The 17,349-nt window shown below is 35.5% G+C and carries 24 protein-coding genes and 1 tRNA gene; 20 read left to right on the top strand and 5 right to left on the bottom strand.

Annotation, left to right across the window (positions count from 1 at the left end; all coding sequences use genetic code 11):
* Nucleotides 1–131: 131 nt before the first annotated feature.
* The 4 genes from H601_RS16460 (at nucleotide 132) to H601_RS0103795 (ending at nucleotide 3,682) form a co-directional block, all read left to right on the top strand.
* A tRNA-Leu gene (locus H601_RS16460) sits at nucleotides 132–201 on the top strand.
* A gap of 501 nt (nucleotides 202–702) precedes the next feature.
* Nucleotides 703–1,800 (top strand): slipin family protein, encoded by a 1,098-nt coding sequence (locus H601_RS0103805; RefSeq protein WP_026710271.1) that lies wholly within the window; start codon nucleotides 703–705, stop codon nucleotides 1,798–1,800.
* A gap of 264 nt (nucleotides 1,801–2,064) precedes the next feature.
* Complete coding sequence (locus tag H601_RS16455) at nucleotides 2,065–2,361, top strand: hypothetical protein (RefSeq protein WP_156900339.1); 297 nt, start codon at nucleotides 2,065–2,067, stop codon at nucleotides 2,359–2,361.
* A gap of 28 nt (nucleotides 2,362–2,389) precedes the next feature.
* Complete coding sequence (locus tag H601_RS0103795) at nucleotides 2,390–3,682, top strand: hypothetical protein (RefSeq protein ID WP_156900338.1); 1,293 nt, start codon at nucleotides 2,390–2,392, stop codon at nucleotides 3,680–3,682.
* Between the two features lie 67 nt (nucleotides 3,683–3,749).
* On the opposite strand, the gene H601_RS0103790 is transcribed toward H601_RS0103795, so the two are convergent.
* The gene (locus H601_RS0103790) at nucleotides 3,750–4,289 is read right to left on the bottom strand and encodes a DUF6252 domain-containing protein (RefSeq protein WP_026710269.1); all 540 of its coding nucleotides are present in this window, start codon (nucleotides 4,287–4,289) and stop codon (nucleotides 3,750–3,752) included.
* Nucleotides 4,290–4,446: 157 nt separating this feature from the next.
* Here H601_RS0103790 and H601_RS0103785 point away from each other — a divergent pair, with 157 nt between their 5' ends.
* The 16 genes from H601_RS0103785 (at nucleotide 4,447) to H601_RS0103710 (ending at nucleotide 14,324) form a co-directional block, all read left to right on the top strand.
* Nucleotides 4,447–4,770, top strand: coding sequence for an ArsR/SmtB family transcription factor (locus tag H601_RS0103785; RefSeq protein ID WP_026710268.1), 324 nt, complete (start codon nucleotides 4,447–4,449; stop codon nucleotides 4,768–4,770).
* 43 nt (nucleotides 4,771–4,813) lie between these two features.
* Complete coding sequence (locus H601_RS0103780; protein ID WP_026710267.1) at nucleotides 4,814–5,290, top strand: DUF6428 family protein; 477 nt, start codon at nucleotides 4,814–4,816, stop codon at nucleotides 5,288–5,290.
* Nucleotides 5,291–5,397: 107 nt separating this feature from the next.
* A complete protein-coding gene (locus H601_RS0103775; RefSeq protein WP_026710266.1) occupies nucleotides 5,398–6,012 on the top strand; it encodes a class I SAM-dependent methyltransferase in 615 nt (204 codons plus the stop codon).
* Nucleotide 6,013: 1 nt separating this feature from the next.
* A complete protein-coding gene (locus H601_RS0103770) occupies nucleotides 6,014–6,487 on the top strand; it encodes a hypothetical protein (protein WP_026710265.1) in 474 nt (157 codons plus the stop codon).
* Nucleotides 6,488–6,490: 3 nt separating this feature from the next.
* Entirely contained in the window at nucleotides 6,491–6,934 is a 444-nt protein-coding gene (locus H601_RS0103765) for a DoxX family protein (RefSeq protein ID WP_026710264.1), read from the top strand.
* Nucleotides 6,913–8,040 carry a chromate efflux transporter gene (chrA, locus tag H601_RS0103760; RefSeq protein WP_026710263.1) on the top strand — a complete coding sequence of 376 codons (1,128 nt, stop codon included), beginning with the start codon at nucleotides 6,913–6,915 and terminating at the stop codon, nucleotides 8,038–8,040. Before H601_RS0103765 ends, chrA begins: the two co-directional genes overlap by 22 nt.
* Nucleotides 8,041–8,046: 6 nt before the next feature.
* Entirely contained in the window at nucleotides 8,047–8,661 is a 615-nt protein-coding gene (locus tag H601_RS0103755; protein WP_026710262.1) for an arsenate-mycothiol transferase ArsC, read from the top strand.
* Between the two features lies 1 nt (nucleotide 8,662).
* On the top strand, nucleotides 8,663–8,896 hold the full coding sequence (locus H601_RS0103750; RefSeq protein WP_026710261.1) for a thioredoxin family protein: 234 nt from the start codon (nucleotides 8,663–8,665) through the stop codon (nucleotides 8,894–8,896).
* A gap of 1 nt (nucleotide 8,897) precedes the next feature.
* Nucleotides 8,898–9,872: a permease gene (locus tag H601_RS0103745; RefSeq protein WP_026710260.1), complete on the top strand. Its 975-nt coding sequence runs from the start codon at nucleotides 8,898–8,900 to the stop codon at nucleotides 9,870–9,872.
* A gap of 2 nt (nucleotides 9,873–9,874) precedes the next feature.
* Entirely contained in the window at nucleotides 9,875–10,624 is a 750-nt protein-coding gene (locus H601_RS0103740; protein WP_026710259.1) for an acetolactate decarboxylase, read from the top strand.
* Nucleotides 10,625–10,630: 6 nt separating this feature from the next.
* The gene (locus H601_RS0103735; protein ID WP_026710258.1) at nucleotides 10,631–11,035 is read left to right on the top strand and encodes a nitrophenyl compound nitroreductase subunit ArsF family protein; all 405 of its coding nucleotides are present in this window, start codon (nucleotides 10,631–10,633) and stop codon (nucleotides 11,033–11,035) included.
* Between the two features lie 2 nt (nucleotides 11,036–11,037).
* A complete protein-coding gene (locus H601_RS0103730; RefSeq protein WP_026710257.1) occupies nucleotides 11,038–11,745 on the top strand; it encodes an aromatic aminobenezylarsenical efflux permease ArsG family transporter in 708 nt (235 codons plus the stop codon).
* A gap of 40 nt (nucleotides 11,746–11,785) precedes the next feature.
* Entirely contained in the window at nucleotides 11,786–12,877 is a 1,092-nt protein-coding gene (gene arsB, locus H601_RS0103725) for an ACR3 family arsenite efflux transporter (RefSeq protein ID WP_026710256.1), read from the top strand.
* Between the two features lie 45 nt (nucleotides 12,878–12,922).
* A complete protein-coding gene (locus H601_RS0103720) occupies nucleotides 12,923–13,360 on the top strand; it encodes a DUF1801 domain-containing protein (RefSeq protein WP_026710255.1) in 438 nt (145 codons plus the stop codon).
* A gap of 15 nt (nucleotides 13,361–13,375) precedes the next feature.
* The gene (locus H601_RS0103715) at nucleotides 13,376–13,924 is read left to right on the top strand and encodes a DUF4256 domain-containing protein (RefSeq protein WP_211223533.1); all 549 of its coding nucleotides are present in this window, start codon (nucleotides 13,376–13,378) and stop codon (nucleotides 13,922–13,924) included.
* 10 nt (nucleotides 13,925–13,934) lie between these two features.
* Nucleotides 13,935–14,324 carry a hypothetical protein gene (locus H601_RS0103710; RefSeq protein ID WP_026710253.1) on the top strand — a complete coding sequence of 130 codons (390 nt, stop codon included), beginning with the start codon at nucleotides 13,935–13,937 and terminating at the stop codon, nucleotides 14,322–14,324.
* 4 nt (nucleotides 14,325–14,328) lie between these two features.
* Here H601_RS0103710 and H601_RS0103705 read toward each other — a convergent pair whose 3' ends face one another.
* The 4 genes from H601_RS0103705 to H601_RS0103690 all read right to left on the bottom strand — a co-directional run bounded on the left by H601_RS0103705 (nucleotide 14,329) and on the right by H601_RS0103690 (nucleotide 17,304).
* The gene (locus H601_RS0103705) at nucleotides 14,329–14,634 is read right to left on the bottom strand and encodes a hypothetical protein (RefSeq protein WP_026710252.1); all 306 of its coding nucleotides are present in this window, start codon (nucleotides 14,632–14,634) and stop codon (nucleotides 14,329–14,331) included.
* A gap of 81 nt (nucleotides 14,635–14,715) precedes the next feature.
* Nucleotides 14,716–16,140 (bottom strand): SDR family oxidoreductase, encoded by a 1,425-nt coding sequence (locus H601_RS0103700; protein WP_026710251.1) that lies wholly within the window; start codon nucleotides 16,138–16,140, stop codon nucleotides 14,716–14,718.
* A gap of 46 nt (nucleotides 16,141–16,186) precedes the next feature.
* Nucleotides 16,187–16,810 carry a MarC family NAAT transporter gene (locus tag H601_RS0103695; protein ID WP_026710250.1) on the bottom strand — a complete coding sequence of 208 codons (624 nt, stop codon included), beginning with the start codon at nucleotides 16,808–16,810 and terminating at the stop codon, nucleotides 16,187–16,189.
* Between the two features lie 62 nt (nucleotides 16,811–16,872).
* Complete coding sequence (locus tag H601_RS0103690) at nucleotides 16,873–17,304, bottom strand: hypothetical protein (RefSeq protein WP_026710249.1); 432 nt, start codon at nucleotides 17,302–17,304, stop codon at nucleotides 16,873–16,875.
* Nucleotides 17,305–17,349: the final 45 nt, after the last annotated feature.

Genomic DNA, 17,349 nt, shown 5'->3' with positions numbered 1-17,349 from the left:
CTTTGTAGTATTCGTTTCGCTCAGGCGAATGATGTTGTACTGTGCAACTTGAGTTGGAGGTTTAGGTGGTTTTCCAAAAAATTGCCGACAAGGTCTCACAGGTTCGAATCCTGTTGCTACAAAAGTAGTATGGCGGAGTGGACAAACGCACAAGATTTAGGCTCTTGTAGACTATCAGTTGTCGCGGGTTCGATTCCCGTACGCATACCGATGCGTTAGCTCAGTGGGTAGAGCACTACACTATTAATGTAGTAATTCAGAGTTCCATTCACTCTCCAAAAGAATGACAGAAAAAAAACGATTGGTCTTTGTTGGTGATGGGTTTATTCGTAAACCCATCACACTCCAAAAAAGACCTGCATGAAGACGACGTTTTCGCAACTGTTTTTTTGCTTTTTGCTTTGCCTGAAAGAGAAGCTATTTCTTTCGGAAAATAAGTCAGAAACCATTCAAATACTTGGGCTAACCTCCTTTATTCCGTCCTTTTTTTTGAGGACATAGACCAATGGTTTTTTATTAGTAAAAACAATTAATGAAGAATTAACCACATAGTAACATAGTTTTTTGGGCTTATAAAGGCGTTTCACTTATTTAGAGAAAACCATAGTTTAAAAAAAGAAATGAAGCGGTATAGCAATCAGGCAATTTGAGCCTTATGCCGAATAATTATGGGGTTAAAAATAACAGTAAAACAAAATCAAAATGATCAGAAAAATTACAATGAATGCCTACCAAGTGGGTTTGGTATTTAAAAACGGAAAATTAGAAAGCGTGTTGCAAGAAGGCAACTACTGGATTTTTGGCAACAGAGAAATTAGGGTGTATGAAATGAGACAATCTTTCGTAGCCCCCATCGAATTAACCCTTTTGCTACAAAATGAAACCTTAGCTTCTATGTTGGAAGTGGTGGAAGTAGCCGATGCTCAAATTGCGTTGTACTTTGTAAACGGTATTTTCAGTGAAGTATTGACAACCGGTAGATATGCCTTTTGGAAAGGTTACAAAACAAACAGTTTCATAAAAGTGGATTTATCAAAAGTAACCATCACAGAAGCTGTCAATGAAGCACTTTTGGAAAACAGTAAGTTAAGACCCTACACCAGAAGATTTCAGGTGATGGAGTATGAAAAAGGTTTATTGTTTGTGAACGGTGCTTTTGTAAAAGAGTTGCAAGCGGGTAGTTATTACTTTTGGAACAATGCTATTGCAGTTGAGGTTAAAACAGCCGACATCCGAATGCAACAAATGGAAATTTCCGGTCAGGAATTGTTGACAAAAGACAAAGCAACCTTGAGAATCAACTTCTTTGTGAGCTATCAATTGGTGAATATGACCAAAGCTTTAGTGGAAAACAAAGCGTTTGACAAGCAATTGTATGTGATGATGCAGTTGGTCTTAAGAGCCTTTGTGGGTGGTTTTACCTTAGATGAATTGTTGAGCAGAAAAGACAGTATTGCACAAGCTATTTTAGAGCAAACTGTGGATAGAAGTGAAGCCTTGGGTTTGAAAATTTTAGATGCCGGTATTAGGGATATCATCTTACCCGGTGATATGAAAGAAATCATGAACCAAGTATTAGTGGCTGAAAAGAAAGCCCAAGCCAACAGCATCATGAGAAGAGAGGAAACTGCTGCCATGAGAAGTATGTTGAACACCGCCAAATTAATGGAGGACAACGAAATGTTATGGAAATTGAAGGAGATGGAATATGTAGAGAAAATTGCTGATAGAATTGGTGAAATTACCGTTTCCGGCAGTGGTAACATTATCGGACAGTTGAAAGACATTTTTGTGAAATAAACCATCCCCGAGAATTTAATTTTCGGGGATTTTTTGTTTTATACCTTCTTTTTTTTCAAAAAGTCTTTTCCTATCTATAGCCTTTGAACAGTATGTTAAAAATAGAAGCAATTATGCGAAGTAAGGCGTTATTGTTGTGAATCGTATTCAGTTTTTGTGGCTTTCAAGCTCAGGTAAACCCTCGAAGGGTTAAAAATCCTTCGAGGGTTAGGGTATGATAGTCAACTCCATTTCACGACAATTTTTTATATTTGTCAAAACTCCTTGAAGCATGAACTACAAAATATCCTTTCAGGAAAGAGCCAAGTTGAGTTTGGAGCAACTATCCAAGCAGCCGCCCGTTACTTTAGAAGAAGCAAGAGCACAAGTGAAATGGCTCAAGGAAGTATCGACTTCAAAAAACAAGAAGAAAGCTTTTTAGAGCAATTTTATCATTGGCCATCCAAACCATATAATCCCAAAACTTCCTCCTATTCGAAGTCAATCCATACTGTTTCCAGTCATCTTACACAATTCATCTTACACAATATACCGCTCTTTTTTTTGTTTGTAATGGAATAATAAGCCGTTTGGTTTTCAAAATATGAATATGATTTCATTTCGCCACATTGTTCTTTTTGGATGTATTGTTCTCCTCGTTTTTTTAAATGTGAATCAAGTCTTTGCCTGCAGCGGCTATAAAATCACTAAAAACGGAAAGACATTTTTTGGTAGTAATGAAGATGCTTGGCGATTAACGCCTCATTTGTGGTTTGAAACGGCTAAAACAGCTGATACTTATGGTGCGGCGTTCACCGGTTCGCGGTGGGATGGAAAATATGGTTATGCTCCTCAAACCGGTATGAATGAAGTGGGTTTAGCTTTTGAACGATTGGCTTCTTATCATCCGGTTCAAAAAGCAACTGGAAATAAAAAACCGATTACGGAGCCCACCAATTTTTTAAAAGAAGTTTTAAAACGATGTAAAACTGTTGAAGAAGTCAAAGCATTTTACAGTCAATATGACCACAGTTATTTTATTGAAGATGTCTTTATTTATGTTGATTCCACCGGAAAATATTTAATTGTAGAACCCTATCAATTGACTATTGGGAACGAACCAACCTATGTAATTGCTAATTTTTGTCCGTCTATTACCGATAAAGAAAAAGCATTTCGAATGGACAGGTACCGCAATGGCGTGGAGTTTATTGAAAAAGAATTCGAAACCTCATTTGCTTATTGCCGAGAATTGTCAAAAGCCATGCATGTTTCCAGACTCAAAATTGGAGATGGAACGCTCTTAACCTCCAATTGGAATTTGAATGACCTCACCTTTCAATTGTATTTTTATCATGATTACGAACATTCTATTTCGTATGATTTAAAAACCGAATTGGCTAAAGGTGATCATATTATTGCTTTACCCGAATTATTTCCACCTAACAAATCATTTAAGCAGTTAGAAGCCTATCAAATTCCGCAGAACAATATGAAAATAGGGTTGATGTTGGTGGGTTTTGGGGGCTTGTTTTTTGTGACCGCTTTGTTTTTCTTGGTGCAAATGGTGGTAAAAAATTCAGTTCAGTCCTATCGTTTTTTGCCTGTAATACTGATTGTATTGGGATTACTGTTTACGTATTACATGTTTGTGTTGGTTACCAACATGGCGATTTTTTATTTTCCCGCACCGTATCAGGATGCTACGCGTTGGACGGTTACCTTAACCTCTTATTTTCCCTATTTGTTATTGTTGATTATTTTGCCGTTTTGGTACTTAACTTTCCAATTATTTCGGCAATCCAATTGGGGAAAATGGTCTATTGGTTTGGTGACTCTGAATCTTCTGGCGTATACGGTTTTGATTGGATTTTTTGTGTATTGGCAGTTTTACTTTTTTTAGGATAAATTATATGCATAAAAAAAAGACTATTCCGAAGAATAGCCTTTTCCAGAAATAAAAAATCAGCCTACAATACCAATCTAAATGAACCACTGGTTACGTTTTTTGTTCCGCCGGAACAATCATCGCCATCCCTAATTTCTTTTCCTTTAAAATTGAACGTCCCTTCTATTTTTGTGTTGTCAATTGCGGTAATTTCAAGCGTGCCATTAGAGTCGCTACAAATAGATGAATTGTAAGTAGTGGTAACCATAGTACTCGTATTGATGTCAATTAAGGTTAAACTGCCCACATAATTTTCATTGTTTTCGTTGTGCATGTCATAGGTGCCAACCTCTAATGAGCCATCGTTAGCATATAATTGAATGCCCACCGATTTACCATTGATATCAAACCCTTGAAGGACTAAATTTCCTCCATTATACCCTCCATTGGCAAATTCACCTTGGGCTAACATATTGGTGCCACCGATGTTTGCTTTAACGAAGGTTCCTGTGCTTGGACCGCTAAATCCATTTCCGCCTCCGTCGCTATCGCTGCTGCAAGAGAAGAAAGTAGTTGTTAGGGCTAATCCTAACATGAACATTGCTTTTTGTAGATTTTTCATTTTTTATTGATTTAAAAGTTATAGGGCAAAGTTGTGTGATTTTAATAATTCGTACCATACGTAGAAATACGTATATTGATAAAAATGAAAATTAGGATATCAAATGTTGTTTCTTTTATTATAATATCGTAATATTGCAATATAATAATAAAATAATATGGGAGCATCAAAAACAGCATCCTTTTCGGTGGAGCAAAATGAAATGGCCAATTTGTTCAAAGCCTTGGCTCATCCGGCCAGAATTGCGATTGTAGATTATTTATTGTCGGTAGATACGTGTATTTGTGGCGATATAGTTGAGGTTTTGCCTTTGGCTCAGCCCACGGTTTCACAGCATTTAAAAGAACTCAAAAATGCCAATATTATCAAAGGTACGATTGAAGGAACAGCAATTTGCTATTGCCTTAATCCGGAAACGATTGATAAAATAGAACATCATTTTGGTGCGATTCGTCAAAAATTGAAGAACAAATGTTGTTAACCAATCACCCATTACCCATTATCAATCACCAAATATTAAAAAAATGAAACTATCAGAAATTAAAATAGCCTTACAAAAATTATCCACCATTGCTTTTCAATTGCCCAGTGGCGAAATGGTTCCCGGTCATTTTCATGTGACGGAAGTGGGAAAAGTAACGAAACATTTCATCGATTGTGGTGGAACAGTTCGCTCAGAGGAAGTTGTTAATTTTCAACTTTGGGAAGCGAATGATTACGATCATCGTTTGCATCCTGAGAAACTGTTACATATTATTGAATTATCCGAAAAAACATTAAACCTTCCCGATGCAGCCATTGAAGTGGAATACCAAATGGCAGCCACCATCGGTAAATTTGATTTGGATTTTGACGGAACCAATTTCATATTGACTTCCAAACTAACCGATTGTTTAGCGAAAGACAAATGTGGTATTCCACCGGAAAAACTAAAAGTAAAAATAGGCGAGTGGAAACCAAAAGCTAACGCTTGTTGTACTCCTGATTCGGGGTGTTGTTAAATTAAGAATCAAAAGAATCGAAAGAATAAAAACAATCAAAAAAATTAAAAATAAATTCTTTGTGAACTTAGTGTCTCCTTTGTGTGCTTCGTGGTAAAGTAATGAAAATGACAGAAAAAAAACAACATTGGGAAACTGTATTTTCCACCAAACAAGAAACAGAAGTAAGTTGGTATCAAACCAAACCCACCACTTCTATTCAATTCATTCAAGCATGTAAAGTGTCCAAAGCGGCCAGAATTATTGATGTTGGTGGTGGCGACAGCTATTTGATTGATCATTTATTGGAGTTGGGTTACACCAATTTAACGTTGCTTGATATTTCATCCGCCGCCATTGAACGAGCAAAAAGTCGATTAGGAGAGGAAGGTAAAAATGTCACTTTTGTCGTTTCTGACAGTTTGCATTTTAATTCGGAAGATAAATTTGACGTTTGGCATGACCGGGCTTCGTTTCATTTTTTTACAGCAGCAAATGATATAGAGCAATACAAAAAGAATGTAATTTCAAATACCAATGAAAATGCACAGGTTATCATTGGCACTTTCTCAGAAGAGGGACCTTTAAAATGCAGTGGTTTACCGATAACGCAATATTCAGTTGAAAAAATGGAAGCGGTTTTTGGAGAAGAATTTGAATTGGAAAATTGCTTAACTGAAGATCATCAAACACCATTTGATACGGTTCAGAATTTTATTTTTTGTCATTATAAAAAGCGATAAGATGAATAAAATAATTAGTTTTTTAATTCCCTTTTTGTTTTTTGGATGTGGAAAACATTCAAAGACAGTAGAAGGAGAATGGATAAAAGGAACAGAAACGGAACAAATTACGATTATCGAAAATCATTTTAGAGGTTTTGATAATGCAATGTTAGAAACGGGTTATAGGTATCAAGAGCTATTTTGGGCAGGTCAAGATGAGAATTGGGAATATGCCGATTATCAAATAACAAAGATGCAATTAGCAATTAAAAATGGTTTGGAACGAAGACCCAAGAGATCAAAATCTGCAGAATATTTTTTGACTTATGATTTACCAAAAATGCAAGAGGTTGTGAAAAATAGAGATTTGAAAAATTTTAATCAAGCTTTTCAGCATCTAACAATAAGTTGTAATTCATGTCATGCTTTGGAAAAAGTGCCTTTTTTCAATATTCAGATTCCGGAAGTTAGACAATCACCCGTTAGAAAATAAATTATGCTAAAAAAAATTATAAATACTGATTTATCAAAAACAACAATTCTCATTCGATTTATTGTTGGTTTTGTTTTTTTATCTGAAGGAATACAAAAATTTCTTTTCCCTGCCCTCCGGGGAAGCGGAAGATTTGAAAAGATAGGATTGCCCGATCCGGAATTTTTAGGATCTTTTGTTGGTTTTTTTGAAATCTTATGTGGAATTTTGGTTTTGATAGGATTCATGACAAGAATTGCAAGTTTACCGTTAATTATAATTATGTTAGTTGCTATAGTCACTACAAAATCAGAAGTTTTTTTAGAAAAAGGATTTTGGGAATTATTGCATGGTAGTAGAACAGATTGGTCCATGCTTTTAGGAAGTATTTTTCTAGTTATCAAAGGAAGTGGTTATTGGTCAGTTGATGCTAAAATTATGAAAAAATGGAAAATAAAGCAGCCTTAAAAGACATTGCAAAACTCTTTTTGAAACTCGGCATCATCGGATTTGGTGGTCCGGCTGCTCATATTGCCATGATGCAACAAGAAGTTGTTGTGAAACGTAAATGGCTTTCTGAGCAACATTTTTTAGACTTAATTGGTGCCACCAACCTTATTCCGGGACCCAATAGTACAGAAATGACTATGCACATTGGTCATGAAAAAGGAGGTTGGAAAGGATTAATTATCGCCGGATTGTGTTTTATTTTACCGGCTGTTTTGATTACCGGTATTTTAGCTTGGCTCTACAAAACCTATGGTCAACTTCCTGAAGTAGCTCCTTTTGTGTACGGAATAAAACCTGCTATCATTGCGATTATATTGGCTGCAATTTTTCCTTTGGCTAAGAAATCCTTCAAAACAATTGAATTGACTCTCATTGGAATGGTAGTGTTAATCGGTTCATTATTTGGTTTATATGAAATTTACTTGATGTTTGGAGCTGGTTTTTTAGCCTTGTTTTTAGCATATATTAGGAGAAATAACTCTGTTACCGGTTTTGTCCCTCTTTCATTTTTGACCCTTTCTCCGATTCCCTTTTTATCAGCAACGCAAACGCAACTGTTTTGGATCTTTTTAAAAATAGGTTCTATTTTGTATGGAAGCGGATATGTTTTGTTTGCTTTTTTAGATACCGAATTAGTGGCTACCGGTCTTTTAACCCGTCAGCAATTGATTGATGCCATTGCGGTGGGGCAGTTTACGCCGGGTCCGGTCTTTTCATCTGTAACATTTATTGGTTATCAAATTGATGGGTTGCAAGGAGCGATTGTGGCAACAATTGGAATTTTTCTTCCTTCGTTTGCGTTTGTAGCGTTACTCAATCCTTTGGTGAAAAAAATGAGAAATTCGAAGTTGTTTTCCTCTTTTCTTGATGCTGTAAATGTAGCATCGGTCGCCATCATTATTTCGGTGTGTATCGCTATGGGAACAGAAACCATAACCGATTGGAAAACCATTTTGATAGCAGTGCTGAGTATTGTTTTATTATTTAACTACAAAAAATTGAACAGTGCTTTTGTGGTGTTAGGCGGTTCGTTATTGGGCTATTTATTTCATTTTATTCCTTAAATCTTTATGTTAGAAAAATTATCAATTACTATCGAAAACATCCAATCTATTGATGTTCCAAACGAACGAAAACCAGTTTTACAATCCTTAGTGGATTACATTCAACAAAAAGTGGATGCTAACGAAGAAATTCGATTGAATTTTATTTGTACCCACAATTCACGGAGAAGTCATTTGTCGCAAATTTGGGCACAAACGATGGCGTTTCATTTTGGGATAAACAATGTTTTTTGCTATTCCGGCGGAACAGAAGCTACGGCCATGTTTCCCAAAGTAGCCGAAACATTAGTGCATCAAGGATTTCAAATTCAGCAACTAAGTGAAACCGAAAATCCGGTTTATGCGGTGAAATTCGGTGACAATCAGCATCCGATTATCTGTTTTTCCAAAACCTATTTTGATGATTTTAATCCGAAAAGTGGGTTTGGAGCCATCATGACTTGCAACAATGCGGATGAAGGTTGCCCATTGGTTTTGGGAGCAGAAGTTCGATTTCCCATCAAATACGATGACCCAAAAGCTTTTGACGGAACGGAACTTATGAATGAAAAATATGCAGAACGCAGTTTGCAAATTGCCAGCGAAATGTGTTTTGTGTTCTCACAAATTAAAAATAATTAACATGAAAACAATTAAAATTTTAGGAACGGGTTGTGCAAAATGCAAAGCCACCGAACAAGCAGTTAAAGATGCAATTGCAAAAAACAATATTGATGCAACGGTAGAAAAAGTGGAAGATATTCAACAAATTATGGAATATAATATTTTGTCTACACCAGCAGTTGTGGTAGATGAAATAGTGAAAATAAAAGGAAAAGTTCCAAGCGAAGCCGAAATTGTAGAAGCACTTTCATAACATGTTTGATTGGCTACAAGACCTTTCTGATTGGCTGATTTATTCGGTTTTTACCATTGCTCAAAGTTCAAAATTGGGCGATGCACTTCACTTTTTTGTTTATGATACGATAAAGATTTTAATCTTATTGTTTCTTATCACAACGGTTATGGGCATTGTCAACTCGTATTTTCCGGTAGATAAAATCAGAAATTACCTTTCTCGAAATAAACTTTTTGGTTTAGAATATTTGTTTGCTTCCACTTTTGGAGCCATCACACCCTTTTGTTCGTGTAGTTCGGTTCCGTTATTTATTGGTTTTGTAAAAGGAGGCATTCCACTTGGTGTAACTTTTGCTTTTTTAATTACTTCACCATTGGTAAATGAAGTTGCAATTGCTCTATTTATCGGAATGTTTGGTTTAAAAGCTACCTTAATTTATGTTTCAAGTGGTATCATTTTAGGAATGTTTGGTGGGTTTATATTGGGAAAACTCAAGTTAGAAAAATACTTATCGCCATGGGTGCAAGGAGTTTTAGCAAATGCAAGCAAAGAAGATGATTTGGAAGAAGAAAAACAAACTTTTTCTCAACGTTTGCCTTTCATTTTTAAAGAAGCACTTTCCATCATCAAAGGTGTTTTTTGGTACATTATTATCGGAATAGGAATAGGAGCAATGATGCACGGATTTATACCAACAGGTTTTTTTGAAAACTATATAAGTAAAGATAATCCTTTTGCAGTGCCAATTGCCGTTATATTGGGCGTTCCAATGTATAGTAATGCTGCTGGAGTATTACCAATTATTCAAGTTTTTGTTCAAAAAGGAATCCCTATCGGAACTGCGATTGCGTTTATGATGGCAGTTGTAGGTTTATCGATTCCGGAAGCTACAATGCTTAAGAAAGTGATGACATGGAAATTGATTGCAATATTCTTTGGGGTTGTTGCTTTTTTCATCATCCTTTCAGGTTATATGTTTAATTTAATTTTATAAAAATGAAGTCAAAAATTATTATTCTAGCGGCAATCTTCACCTGCTTATATTCATGTAAAAAGGAGGGTAAAATTGAGGAGGCTGAAAATGTCAAAACAGTAGAAATAGAAACCGAAATCAAAACCGTCAGTGCCATGAAAAAAGTGATGATGGGTGAAGATTTATCGGCACATATTCTTTGGGATACGATTCCAAAAGAGAATTTATATGCTGTTTGTCCTTTGGGTAGGATTCAAGGTGAAGTAACCATTATTGATGGAAAAATGTTTACATCAACTGTTGATGTAAATAATATGATCATCATTGAAAACAATTGGAACGTGCTTTCCCCTTTTGCGGTATTTTCGTATGTCAATTCTTGGCATGAAATTGAAATTAATCAACCCATTTCCAGTGAGGAAGATTTGCAAACCGTTATAGAAAGTGCGGCCGAAAAAATGGGCATTAAAACCACTAAACCTTTTGTTTTTAAAATAGTAGGAAGCTTTGATAAGGTTGATTATCATATCATTTCAAAGCCATTAGAGGAGAAAGAACACAACCACGATTTGCATGATAAAGCCAAAAAACATTTCCATTTAAATAAAGTTGAAGGTCAATTATTAGGTTTTTATTCTAAAGAACATGAAGGCGTTTTTACCCATAGAGGTCATTATATTCACACCCATTTTATAGATAATGCTGAAAAGAATATGGGACATTTAGAAAATGTTGTTACATCCCAAAAATTAAAAATATATATATCAAAATAATTTATCATGAAAATATTTTTAAAAATTATGTTACTCAGTTTATTATTTATTTCATGTAAAAACGAAGTAAAAGAGGAAGCAAATACAAATACAAAAAACACCGCTCAAACCGAAATTCAATTGATTCAATTTCACACCGAACATCGTTGTATAACTTGTAATAATATTGAAAAATTAAGCAGAGAAACTATTAGTAAAAATGAAGCTATTTCGTTTGTTTTGTATAATGTTGACGATGAGAAAAATGCAAAAGTTGCAGAACAATTTGAAGCAACCGGAACGTCTTTATACTTGTATAATAGCAAAACTAAAGTGACTAAAGATTTAACCGAAATGGCTTTTATGTATGCCAAAAACGAAGGCGAAAAGTTTAAAACCGAACTTCAAAAGGAAATTTCTACATTCCAATAATTATGGATTTCATTCAAATATTTGCCGAAAATAAAGACTTTCCTATTCTTGCAGCATTTGCTTTGGGATTACTCACTGCCATTGCTCCCTGTCCGTTGGCGACAAATATCACAGCAACTGCTTTTATTGCCAAGACCATTAATAACAAAAGAAAAGTAGTGTTGAGTGGACTGCTTTACACTTTAGGAAGAATGTTTTCTTATACCTTAATTGGTGCTTTGATTTATTTTGGAGCTAGTAAATTTCAAGTAGCAAAATTATTTCAAGGAAATGGAGAAAAGTATATTGGTTATGTATTGATAATCATTGGTTTAATAATGTTGGATGTTATAAAGTTGAACTTCATCAAAGGATTAAATTTCACCGAAAAATTATCTGATACGTTCAAAACCAAAGGTTTACTCGGCTCATTTTTATTAGGAGCTTTGTTTGCCATGGCATTTTGTCCTTATAGCGGTGCGTTGTTTTTTGCCATGTTAATTCCAATGACCTTGGCTTCGAGTGAAGGTTTGATATTACCTGTTGTTTTCTCTATTGGTACAGGTTTACCCGTTATTTTCTTTGCGTTGGTGATTGCTTTTAGCATGGAAAAACTTGGTAACTATTTTAAAACCATCACAAAAATTGAAAAAGTAATGCGAATTATCGCAGCTCTTACATTCATCATTACAGGATTCTATTACATCAATATTTATTTAAAAATTATTTAAGTAGAAGTTAAAAAAGTTTTTCAATTTTTAATAAAAAACTATGTCAGTAACCAATTGTTCCCCCGTTGTCAACCGAAAAAAATTAGGTTTTTTAGATCGCTATTTAACGCTTTGGATATTTTTGGCGATGTTGATTGGTGTTGGAGTGGGGTATTTTATTCCCGGTTCTTCCGGATTTATCAATTCGTTTTCCTCCGGTACGACCAATATTCCTTTAGCAATCGGATTGATTTTGATGATGTATCCGCCTTTGACTAAAGTGAATTACAGTAAAATGGGTGAGGTGTTTCAGAATACAAAAGTTTTGGGAGCTTCTTTACTGTTGAATTGGGTAATTGGTCCCGTTTTGATGTTTTTCTTGGCCTTACTTTTTTTGAATGGTTATCCGGAATACATGATAGGCGTTATTTTGATTGGTTTGGCTCGATGCATAGCCATGGTTGTCGTATGGAATGATTTAGCCGATGGAAACCGAGAATACGCCGCCGGATTGATTGCTTTAAACAGTATTTTTCAAGTCTTGTTGTACAGCGTTTATGCGTATATTTTTATCACGGTTTTGCCACCCTATTTTGGGTTTGAAGGTTCTATTATTGATATTCACATCGGACAAATAGCGGAGAGTGTGGGGATTTATTTGGGTATTCCGTTTGCCTTGGGCTTTTTGAGTCGGTATGTATTGATTAAGATAAAAGGAGAAGACTGGTTTCAAACGAAATATGTTCCGTTTATTTCACCGATCACCTTGATTGCTTTGTTGTTTACGATTGTCTTGATGTTTAGTTTGAAAGGGGAGTTGATTGTTCACATTCCTTTGGATGTTGTCCGAATTGCGATTCCGTTAGTGATTTATTTTGCGGTGATGTTTGTAATCAGTTTTTTCATTGGCAAGTATTTTGGAGCCGATTATTCCAAAGCTACCTCTATTGCGTTTACGGCTACCGGTAATAATTTTGAGTTGGCCATTGCGGTGGCTATAGGTGTTTTTGGTATCAATAGTGGTCAAGCATTTGCTGGAGTGATAGGTCCGTTAGTAGAAGTTCCGGCTTTAATTGCGTTGGTGAATTTGGCGTTTTGGTTTCGGAAGAAGTTGTATGGTAATGCCGAAAATCAAAAATCTTTAGCGAATTAAAATTCAATTCAATAAATTTTTATCTTTGGTTCAAAAGACTTTTTTATGGCAACCAATAAAACCACAGCAACCCAAGTCAGTGTAACTGATTTTATTCAATCGTTTGTTGATAATGATCAAAAGAAGGCCGATAGTTTTCGGCTTATCGAATTGATGCAGCAATGGTCGGGTTTTGAACCCAAAATGTGGGGACCAACTATTATTGGTTTTGGCAGTTACCACTACAAGTATGCCAGCGGACATGAAGGCGATGCTCCTATGCTTGGTTTTTCTCCTCGAAAGGCTGAATTTTCTTTATATATTTACTCTCCCAGAGAGGACAACAAACATTTGTTGGAAAACTTTGGGAAATATAAAATGGGAAAAGCCTGTATTTATATCAAAAAATTAGCGGATATTGATATTTCTGTTTTGGAAGCAATGTGTCGCGATTCGATTGCGTATTTGGAAGAACATCACGAGTGTAGTTGTCACAAAAAATAACATCATTTATTTACTATGATGACTGAATCAGCACGAACCTCATTTATTTCCATTTTAGAAGAACGATTCATTTTAAATCAACATTTGCATAGTGGTGTATCTTGGAATGATGTAAAAGCAAAGTTGCTGAATCAACTGGATAAATTGGAAGTATTGTATCAAATGGAAGTGAGTGGAGGCGAACCGGATGTTGTTTTTTTTAAAAGCAATCCAAATGCCTTACTCTATTGTGATTGTTCTAAAGAAAGTCCCATTGGTAGAAGAAGTCTGTGTTATGATGAAGCAGCATGGCATTCCAGAAAAGAAAATAAGCCCAAGGCAAGTGTTGAGTTGATGTGTCAACAAATGAAAATAGAATTACTGACTGAGCAAGATTATATAGAATTGCAAACGTTAGCTTCATTTGATTTGAAAACTTCGAGCTGGTTGTCCACACCCATTTCGATTAGGGAAAAAGGAGGAGCTATTTTTGGCGATAATCGATTTAGTAGAGTTTTTATCTATCATAACGGAGCAGAGTCTTATTATGCAGCCAGAGGATTCAGAGGAAAATTAGAGATTTAATTTTGTATGTATGTTTTTGGTAGTTGCAAAAGGTATTGTCATTCTATTTGCTATTGTTTTCCTTTTAGCCGGAGGGATCATGTTCATTCGACCTTTGCTTTTTCGCAGTTGGATAGCCAAAGCCGGAAGTACACCATTGATTAACTATGGTGAAATTACCATTCGGTTGATTCCCGCTATGGCAATGGTGTATGTGGCTCCCGAAACTAAATTGCCACTGTTTTTCCAACTTTTCGGATGGATTATGATAGTCACTTCGTTGGTTTTGTATGCCACTCCCCGAAAAGTACACCATCAACTTTCGTTGGGTTTTGCAGAAAAGTTAAAGCCGGTTTATCTTCAATGTATTGCTCCTTTAGCTTTTTTGATTGGGATGGGAATGATATATCTATTATTTTAGGTATTTAATTGCCAGCAAATGGTGAACCAAAAATGCCCACTGCCAATTCAGCCCAAACTAAAAATAATACAAACAAAATAAAACCACAGAGTAGAAGTCGTATTTGTGTTGACCGAATGGTTCTCAACACGAATTCAATAGCTAAACCGGTTCCAAGCAATAAAATACCTGCTATTATAAAATCAGAAATTGTCCATTTTACTTCGTCTGTAAATTGCATCGCTATCATAGGGATGAGAAGAATTATGCCTACTACTGTGACAATTACAGATAGTCTTTGATTGGGTGAAATTTGAAAATTCGTTTTCATTGGATTTGTTATTTTGATTGTTGATGCAAATATAAAAAAGTACTTTGAAAAACAAAGTATAAATAGATATTTTTTTAATGATTAACCCCGAGCCATATTTTTAATCATTCCTTTGAAAATAAAAAAATGAAAAGGAACCAAACTATACCAATACAATCTTCCGAAAAGTCCTCTGGGACGAAAGGTAGCAATTTGGTGTAGAACATTTTTTTCATCAATTCTAAATTCCAGCCATGCTTCGCCGGGGAGTCGCATTTCGGCAAACAAGAGTAATCGTTTTTCTTCTTTGTTGGCTAAAATCACCCGCCAAAAGTCGAGTGAATCACCATTGTCCAGATGGGTGGGGTGGGTTCTTCCCCGTCTTAAACCAACGCCACCCACTAATTTATCGATAAATCCCCGTAACTGCCACATCCAGTTGCCATAATACCAGCCTTTGGTGCCACCAATAGTCCAAATATTTTCCAATACTTTTTCCGGATTTTCTATTTTTAATTTTTGGTTATCTTTTAAACAACCGTAGGTAGGAACTTGGATAAATTCTGATAAGTTATGGTGAAATTCGCTACTCACTAAGCTGTCTTTCCAACTTGAAATGACCAAGTTTTGTTCGATTTTAATGAAGGCTAATTTGATAGCATCGGTATAGGAAATGGGTTTGATGCCCAATATTTTTTGCAAACGGTTGTCATTACAAACGACTTCCATTTTCATGCTATCTACTAAATTCATAGCTAATTTATAGGAAGTAGAGGTAACAAAATACAACCAATACGATGATAATTTTGGAGTCATAACCGGTACAGTGTAAATCCAATTTTTGAATCCTCGGGTTTTGGCGTACAATTGCATCATTTGTTTATAGGTGAGCACATTGGGTCCGCCAATATCAAACGATTCATTGTAACACTCTTCTTTCAGTAACACGCCTATCAGGTACTGAATGACATCCCGTATGGCTATTGGCTGTGTTTTGGTGAGTACCCATTTAGGCGTAATCATCACGGGTAATTTTTCACATAAATCCCGAATGATTTCAAAGGAAGAACTGCCGGAACCTACAATAATTCCGGCTCTTAAAACGGTTACATTATCGTTTCCTTGGTATAAAATATCTTCTACATTTTTGCGGGATTGTAAGTGTTTGGAAAGTGTATTGTTGTTGACAATACCACTCAGGTAAATTACTTGTTTTACGCCGATATGCTTCATGTAGTGGTTAAAATTTTCGGCGGCTTTTGCTTCCATCGTATCAAACACTTCTGTAGAGGCTGACATGGAGTGAATCAAGTAATACGCTACATCGATGTCTTGGGGTATATTTTCGTATGACACTTCTTCTAAAAAATCGACTTCCCAGATGGTCACGGATTGCAGTGTCGCTTTATCTAAACCCAAACGGTTTTTATCGCGAACCGCACAAATGATTTCGTGGTTTTGTGATAATAATTCCGGAAGGAGTCTTCTACCTACATAACCGTTTGCTCCTGTAAGCAGTATTTTCATCTCGCTTTTTTTTTTAAAGGTAATCAGAAAAGCGATTGAACACTCGTTAAATTTGTTTAAAGATATTGACGATGGAACTACTAATATATTGCACGCCAATGGCAATTACAATAAAGCCAATAATTCTGGAAATCACAACAATTCCGGAAGCTCCTAAAATTCTGGAAAGATAGTGAGCACTTTTTAGGATAAAATAAATCACAATGGCTACTGCAAAAATGGAAATTACAGCAATTATTTTTTCGCTGATTTTGGTATAATCTTGATAAAAAGCGATTAGTAGAGAGATAGAACCCGGTCCTGCCAACATCGGAATCGCCAATGGAGTCAGAGCAATTTGGTTACGTGTTTGAGCATCGCTTTCTACTTTTTTGTTCACTCCACGGGTTTTATTGAAGTTTCCGGTGAGCAATGAAAATCCGGAACTTACAATGATTAAACCACCGGCAATACGAAGGGCGTCGATACTAATGCCGAAGAATTTCAACACATATTCACCAATAAAAAAAGAAATGATTAAAATGATAAAAACGTTTAATGCAGTTAAAAGTGAAACCCTAGAACGTTCGGCTTTAGTATAATCTTGGGTTAATCCCACAAAAATAGGAACTGCTCCCAACGGATTAAGTACAGAAAATAAAGCTGCGAATATATAAATGAATAATTCCATCTTTTTTTTACAAAGGTATTTAAAAAGTTTTGAATGGAAGTTATGCTAATAATAACTCAATTTTAGGAAATTTCAACAAAGTTATCCGGTTTGCTTTTAAGTTGAAAATCCATTATTTTTTCAACAAAACGATGAATAGATTTATGGGTTGGCAAAGCTTCAAAACTAACAAAATGTTGGTCAATGTGCAAAGTATAGCTGTTGCCTGGTTTAAAAATAACCAGTTTATAGTAAGGAATAACCAACGCATATGTTTCTAAACGCGTATGGAACCGAAAAAGAATTCCGTTTGGGCGAAGCTCAATATTGCCATAGTTTCGATGATTGTCTCGGTTCAGAAGTTTTTCGATTTCATTACTTGCTTTCACAATATCTAATCGGGGGGAACCAATTCCTTTCAATTTAAAATTGTCCAATAATCCATAAGGTTTTCCAACTAAATCATTGATTTGAGTGATAATTTTTTTGTCGTTGTGGGTAGTGTTGAGTAGCATGTTAATTCGTCAATTCGTCAATTCGTCAATTCGTCAATTCGTCAA

The sequence above is a fragment of the Flavobacterium filum DSM 17961 genome, from assembly GCF_000425465.1.
Taxonomy (GTDB): domain Bacteria; phylum Bacteroidota; class Bacteroidia; order Flavobacteriales; family Flavobacteriaceae; genus Flavobacterium; species Flavobacterium filum.
Note: the sequence above shows the minus strand (reverse complement) of the source record. Positions and strands in the feature narration are given on the sequence as shown.

What these genes read in the sequence shown, in the direction of transcription:
- H601_RS0103805 (WP_026710271.1), top strand. Translation starts at nt 703, where the DNA reads ATGATCAGAAAAATTACAATGAATGCCTACCAAGTGGGTTTGGTATTT.
- H601_RS0103795 (WP_156900338.1), top strand. Translation starts at nt 2,390, where the DNA reads ATGATTTCATTTCGCCACATTGTTCTTTTTGGATGTATTGTTCTCCTC.
- H601_RS0103790 (WP_026710269.1), bottom strand. Translation starts at nt 4,289, where the DNA reads ATGAAAAATCTACAAAAAGCAATGTTCATGTTAGGATTAGCCCTAACA.
- H601_RS0103785 (WP_026710268.1), top strand. Translation starts at nt 4,447, where the DNA reads ATGGGAGCATCAAAAACAGCATCCTTTTCGGTGGAGCAAAATGAAATG.
- H601_RS0103780 (WP_026710267.1), top strand. Translation starts at nt 4,814, where the DNA reads ATGAAACTATCAGAAATTAAAATAGCCTTACAAAAATTATCCACCATT.
- H601_RS0103775 (WP_026710266.1), top strand. Translation starts at nt 5,398, where the DNA reads ATGACAGAAAAAAAACAACATTGGGAAACTGTATTTTCCACCAAACAA.
- H601_RS0103770 (WP_026710265.1), top strand. Translation starts at nt 6,014, where the DNA reads ATGAATAAAATAATTAGTTTTTTAATTCCCTTTTTGTTTTTTGGATGT.
- H601_RS0103765 (WP_026710264.1), top strand. Translation starts at nt 6,491, where the DNA reads ATGCTAAAAAAAATTATAAATACTGATTTATCAAAAACAACAATTCTC.
- chrA (WP_026710263.1), top strand. Translation starts at nt 6,913, where the DNA reads ATGGAAAATAAAGCAGCCTTAAAAGACATTGCAAAACTCTTTTTGAAA.
- H601_RS0103755 (WP_026710262.1), top strand. Translation starts at nt 8,047, where the DNA reads ATGTTAGAAAAATTATCAATTACTATCGAAAACATCCAATCTATTGAT.
- H601_RS0103750 (WP_026710261.1), top strand. Translation starts at nt 8,663, where the DNA reads ATGAAAACAATTAAAATTTTAGGAACGGGTTGTGCAAAATGCAAAGCC.
- H601_RS0103745 (WP_026710260.1), top strand. Translation starts at nt 8,898, where the DNA reads ATGTTTGATTGGCTACAAGACCTTTCTGATTGGCTGATTTATTCGGTT.
- H601_RS0103740 (WP_026710259.1), top strand. Translation starts at nt 9,875, where the DNA reads ATGAAGTCAAAAATTATTATTCTAGCGGCAATCTTCACCTGCTTATAT.
- H601_RS0103735 (WP_026710258.1), top strand. Translation starts at nt 10,631, where the DNA reads ATGAAAATATTTTTAAAAATTATGTTACTCAGTTTATTATTTATTTCA.
- H601_RS0103730 (WP_026710257.1), top strand. Translation starts at nt 11,038, where the DNA reads ATGGATTTCATTCAAATATTTGCCGAAAATAAAGACTTTCCTATTCTT.
- arsB (WP_026710256.1), top strand. Translation starts at nt 11,786, where the DNA reads ATGTCAGTAACCAATTGTTCCCCCGTTGTCAACCGAAAAAAATTAGGT.
- H601_RS0103720 (WP_026710255.1), top strand. Translation starts at nt 12,923, where the DNA reads ATGGCAACCAATAAAACCACAGCAACCCAAGTCAGTGTAACTGATTTT.
- H601_RS0103715 (WP_211223533.1), top strand. Translation starts at nt 13,376, where the DNA reads ATGATGACTGAATCAGCACGAACCTCATTTATTTCCATTTTAGAAGAA.
- H601_RS0103710 (WP_026710253.1), top strand. Translation starts at nt 13,935, where the DNA reads ATGTTTTTGGTAGTTGCAAAAGGTATTGTCATTCTATTTGCTATTGTT.
- H601_RS0103705 (WP_026710252.1), bottom strand. Translation starts at nt 14,634, where the DNA reads ATGAAAACGAATTTTCAAATTTCACCCAATCAAAGACTATCTGTAATT.
- H601_RS0103700 (WP_026710251.1), bottom strand. Translation starts at nt 16,140, where the DNA reads ATGAAAATACTGCTTACAGGAGCAAACGGTTATGTAGGTAGAAGACTC.
- H601_RS0103695 (WP_026710250.1), bottom strand. Translation starts at nt 16,810, where the DNA reads ATGGAATTATTCATTTATATATTCGCAGCTTTATTTTCTGTACTTAAT.
- H601_RS0103690 (WP_026710249.1), bottom strand. Translation starts at nt 17,304, where the DNA reads ATGCTACTCAACACTACCCACAACGACAAAAAAATTATCACTCAAATC.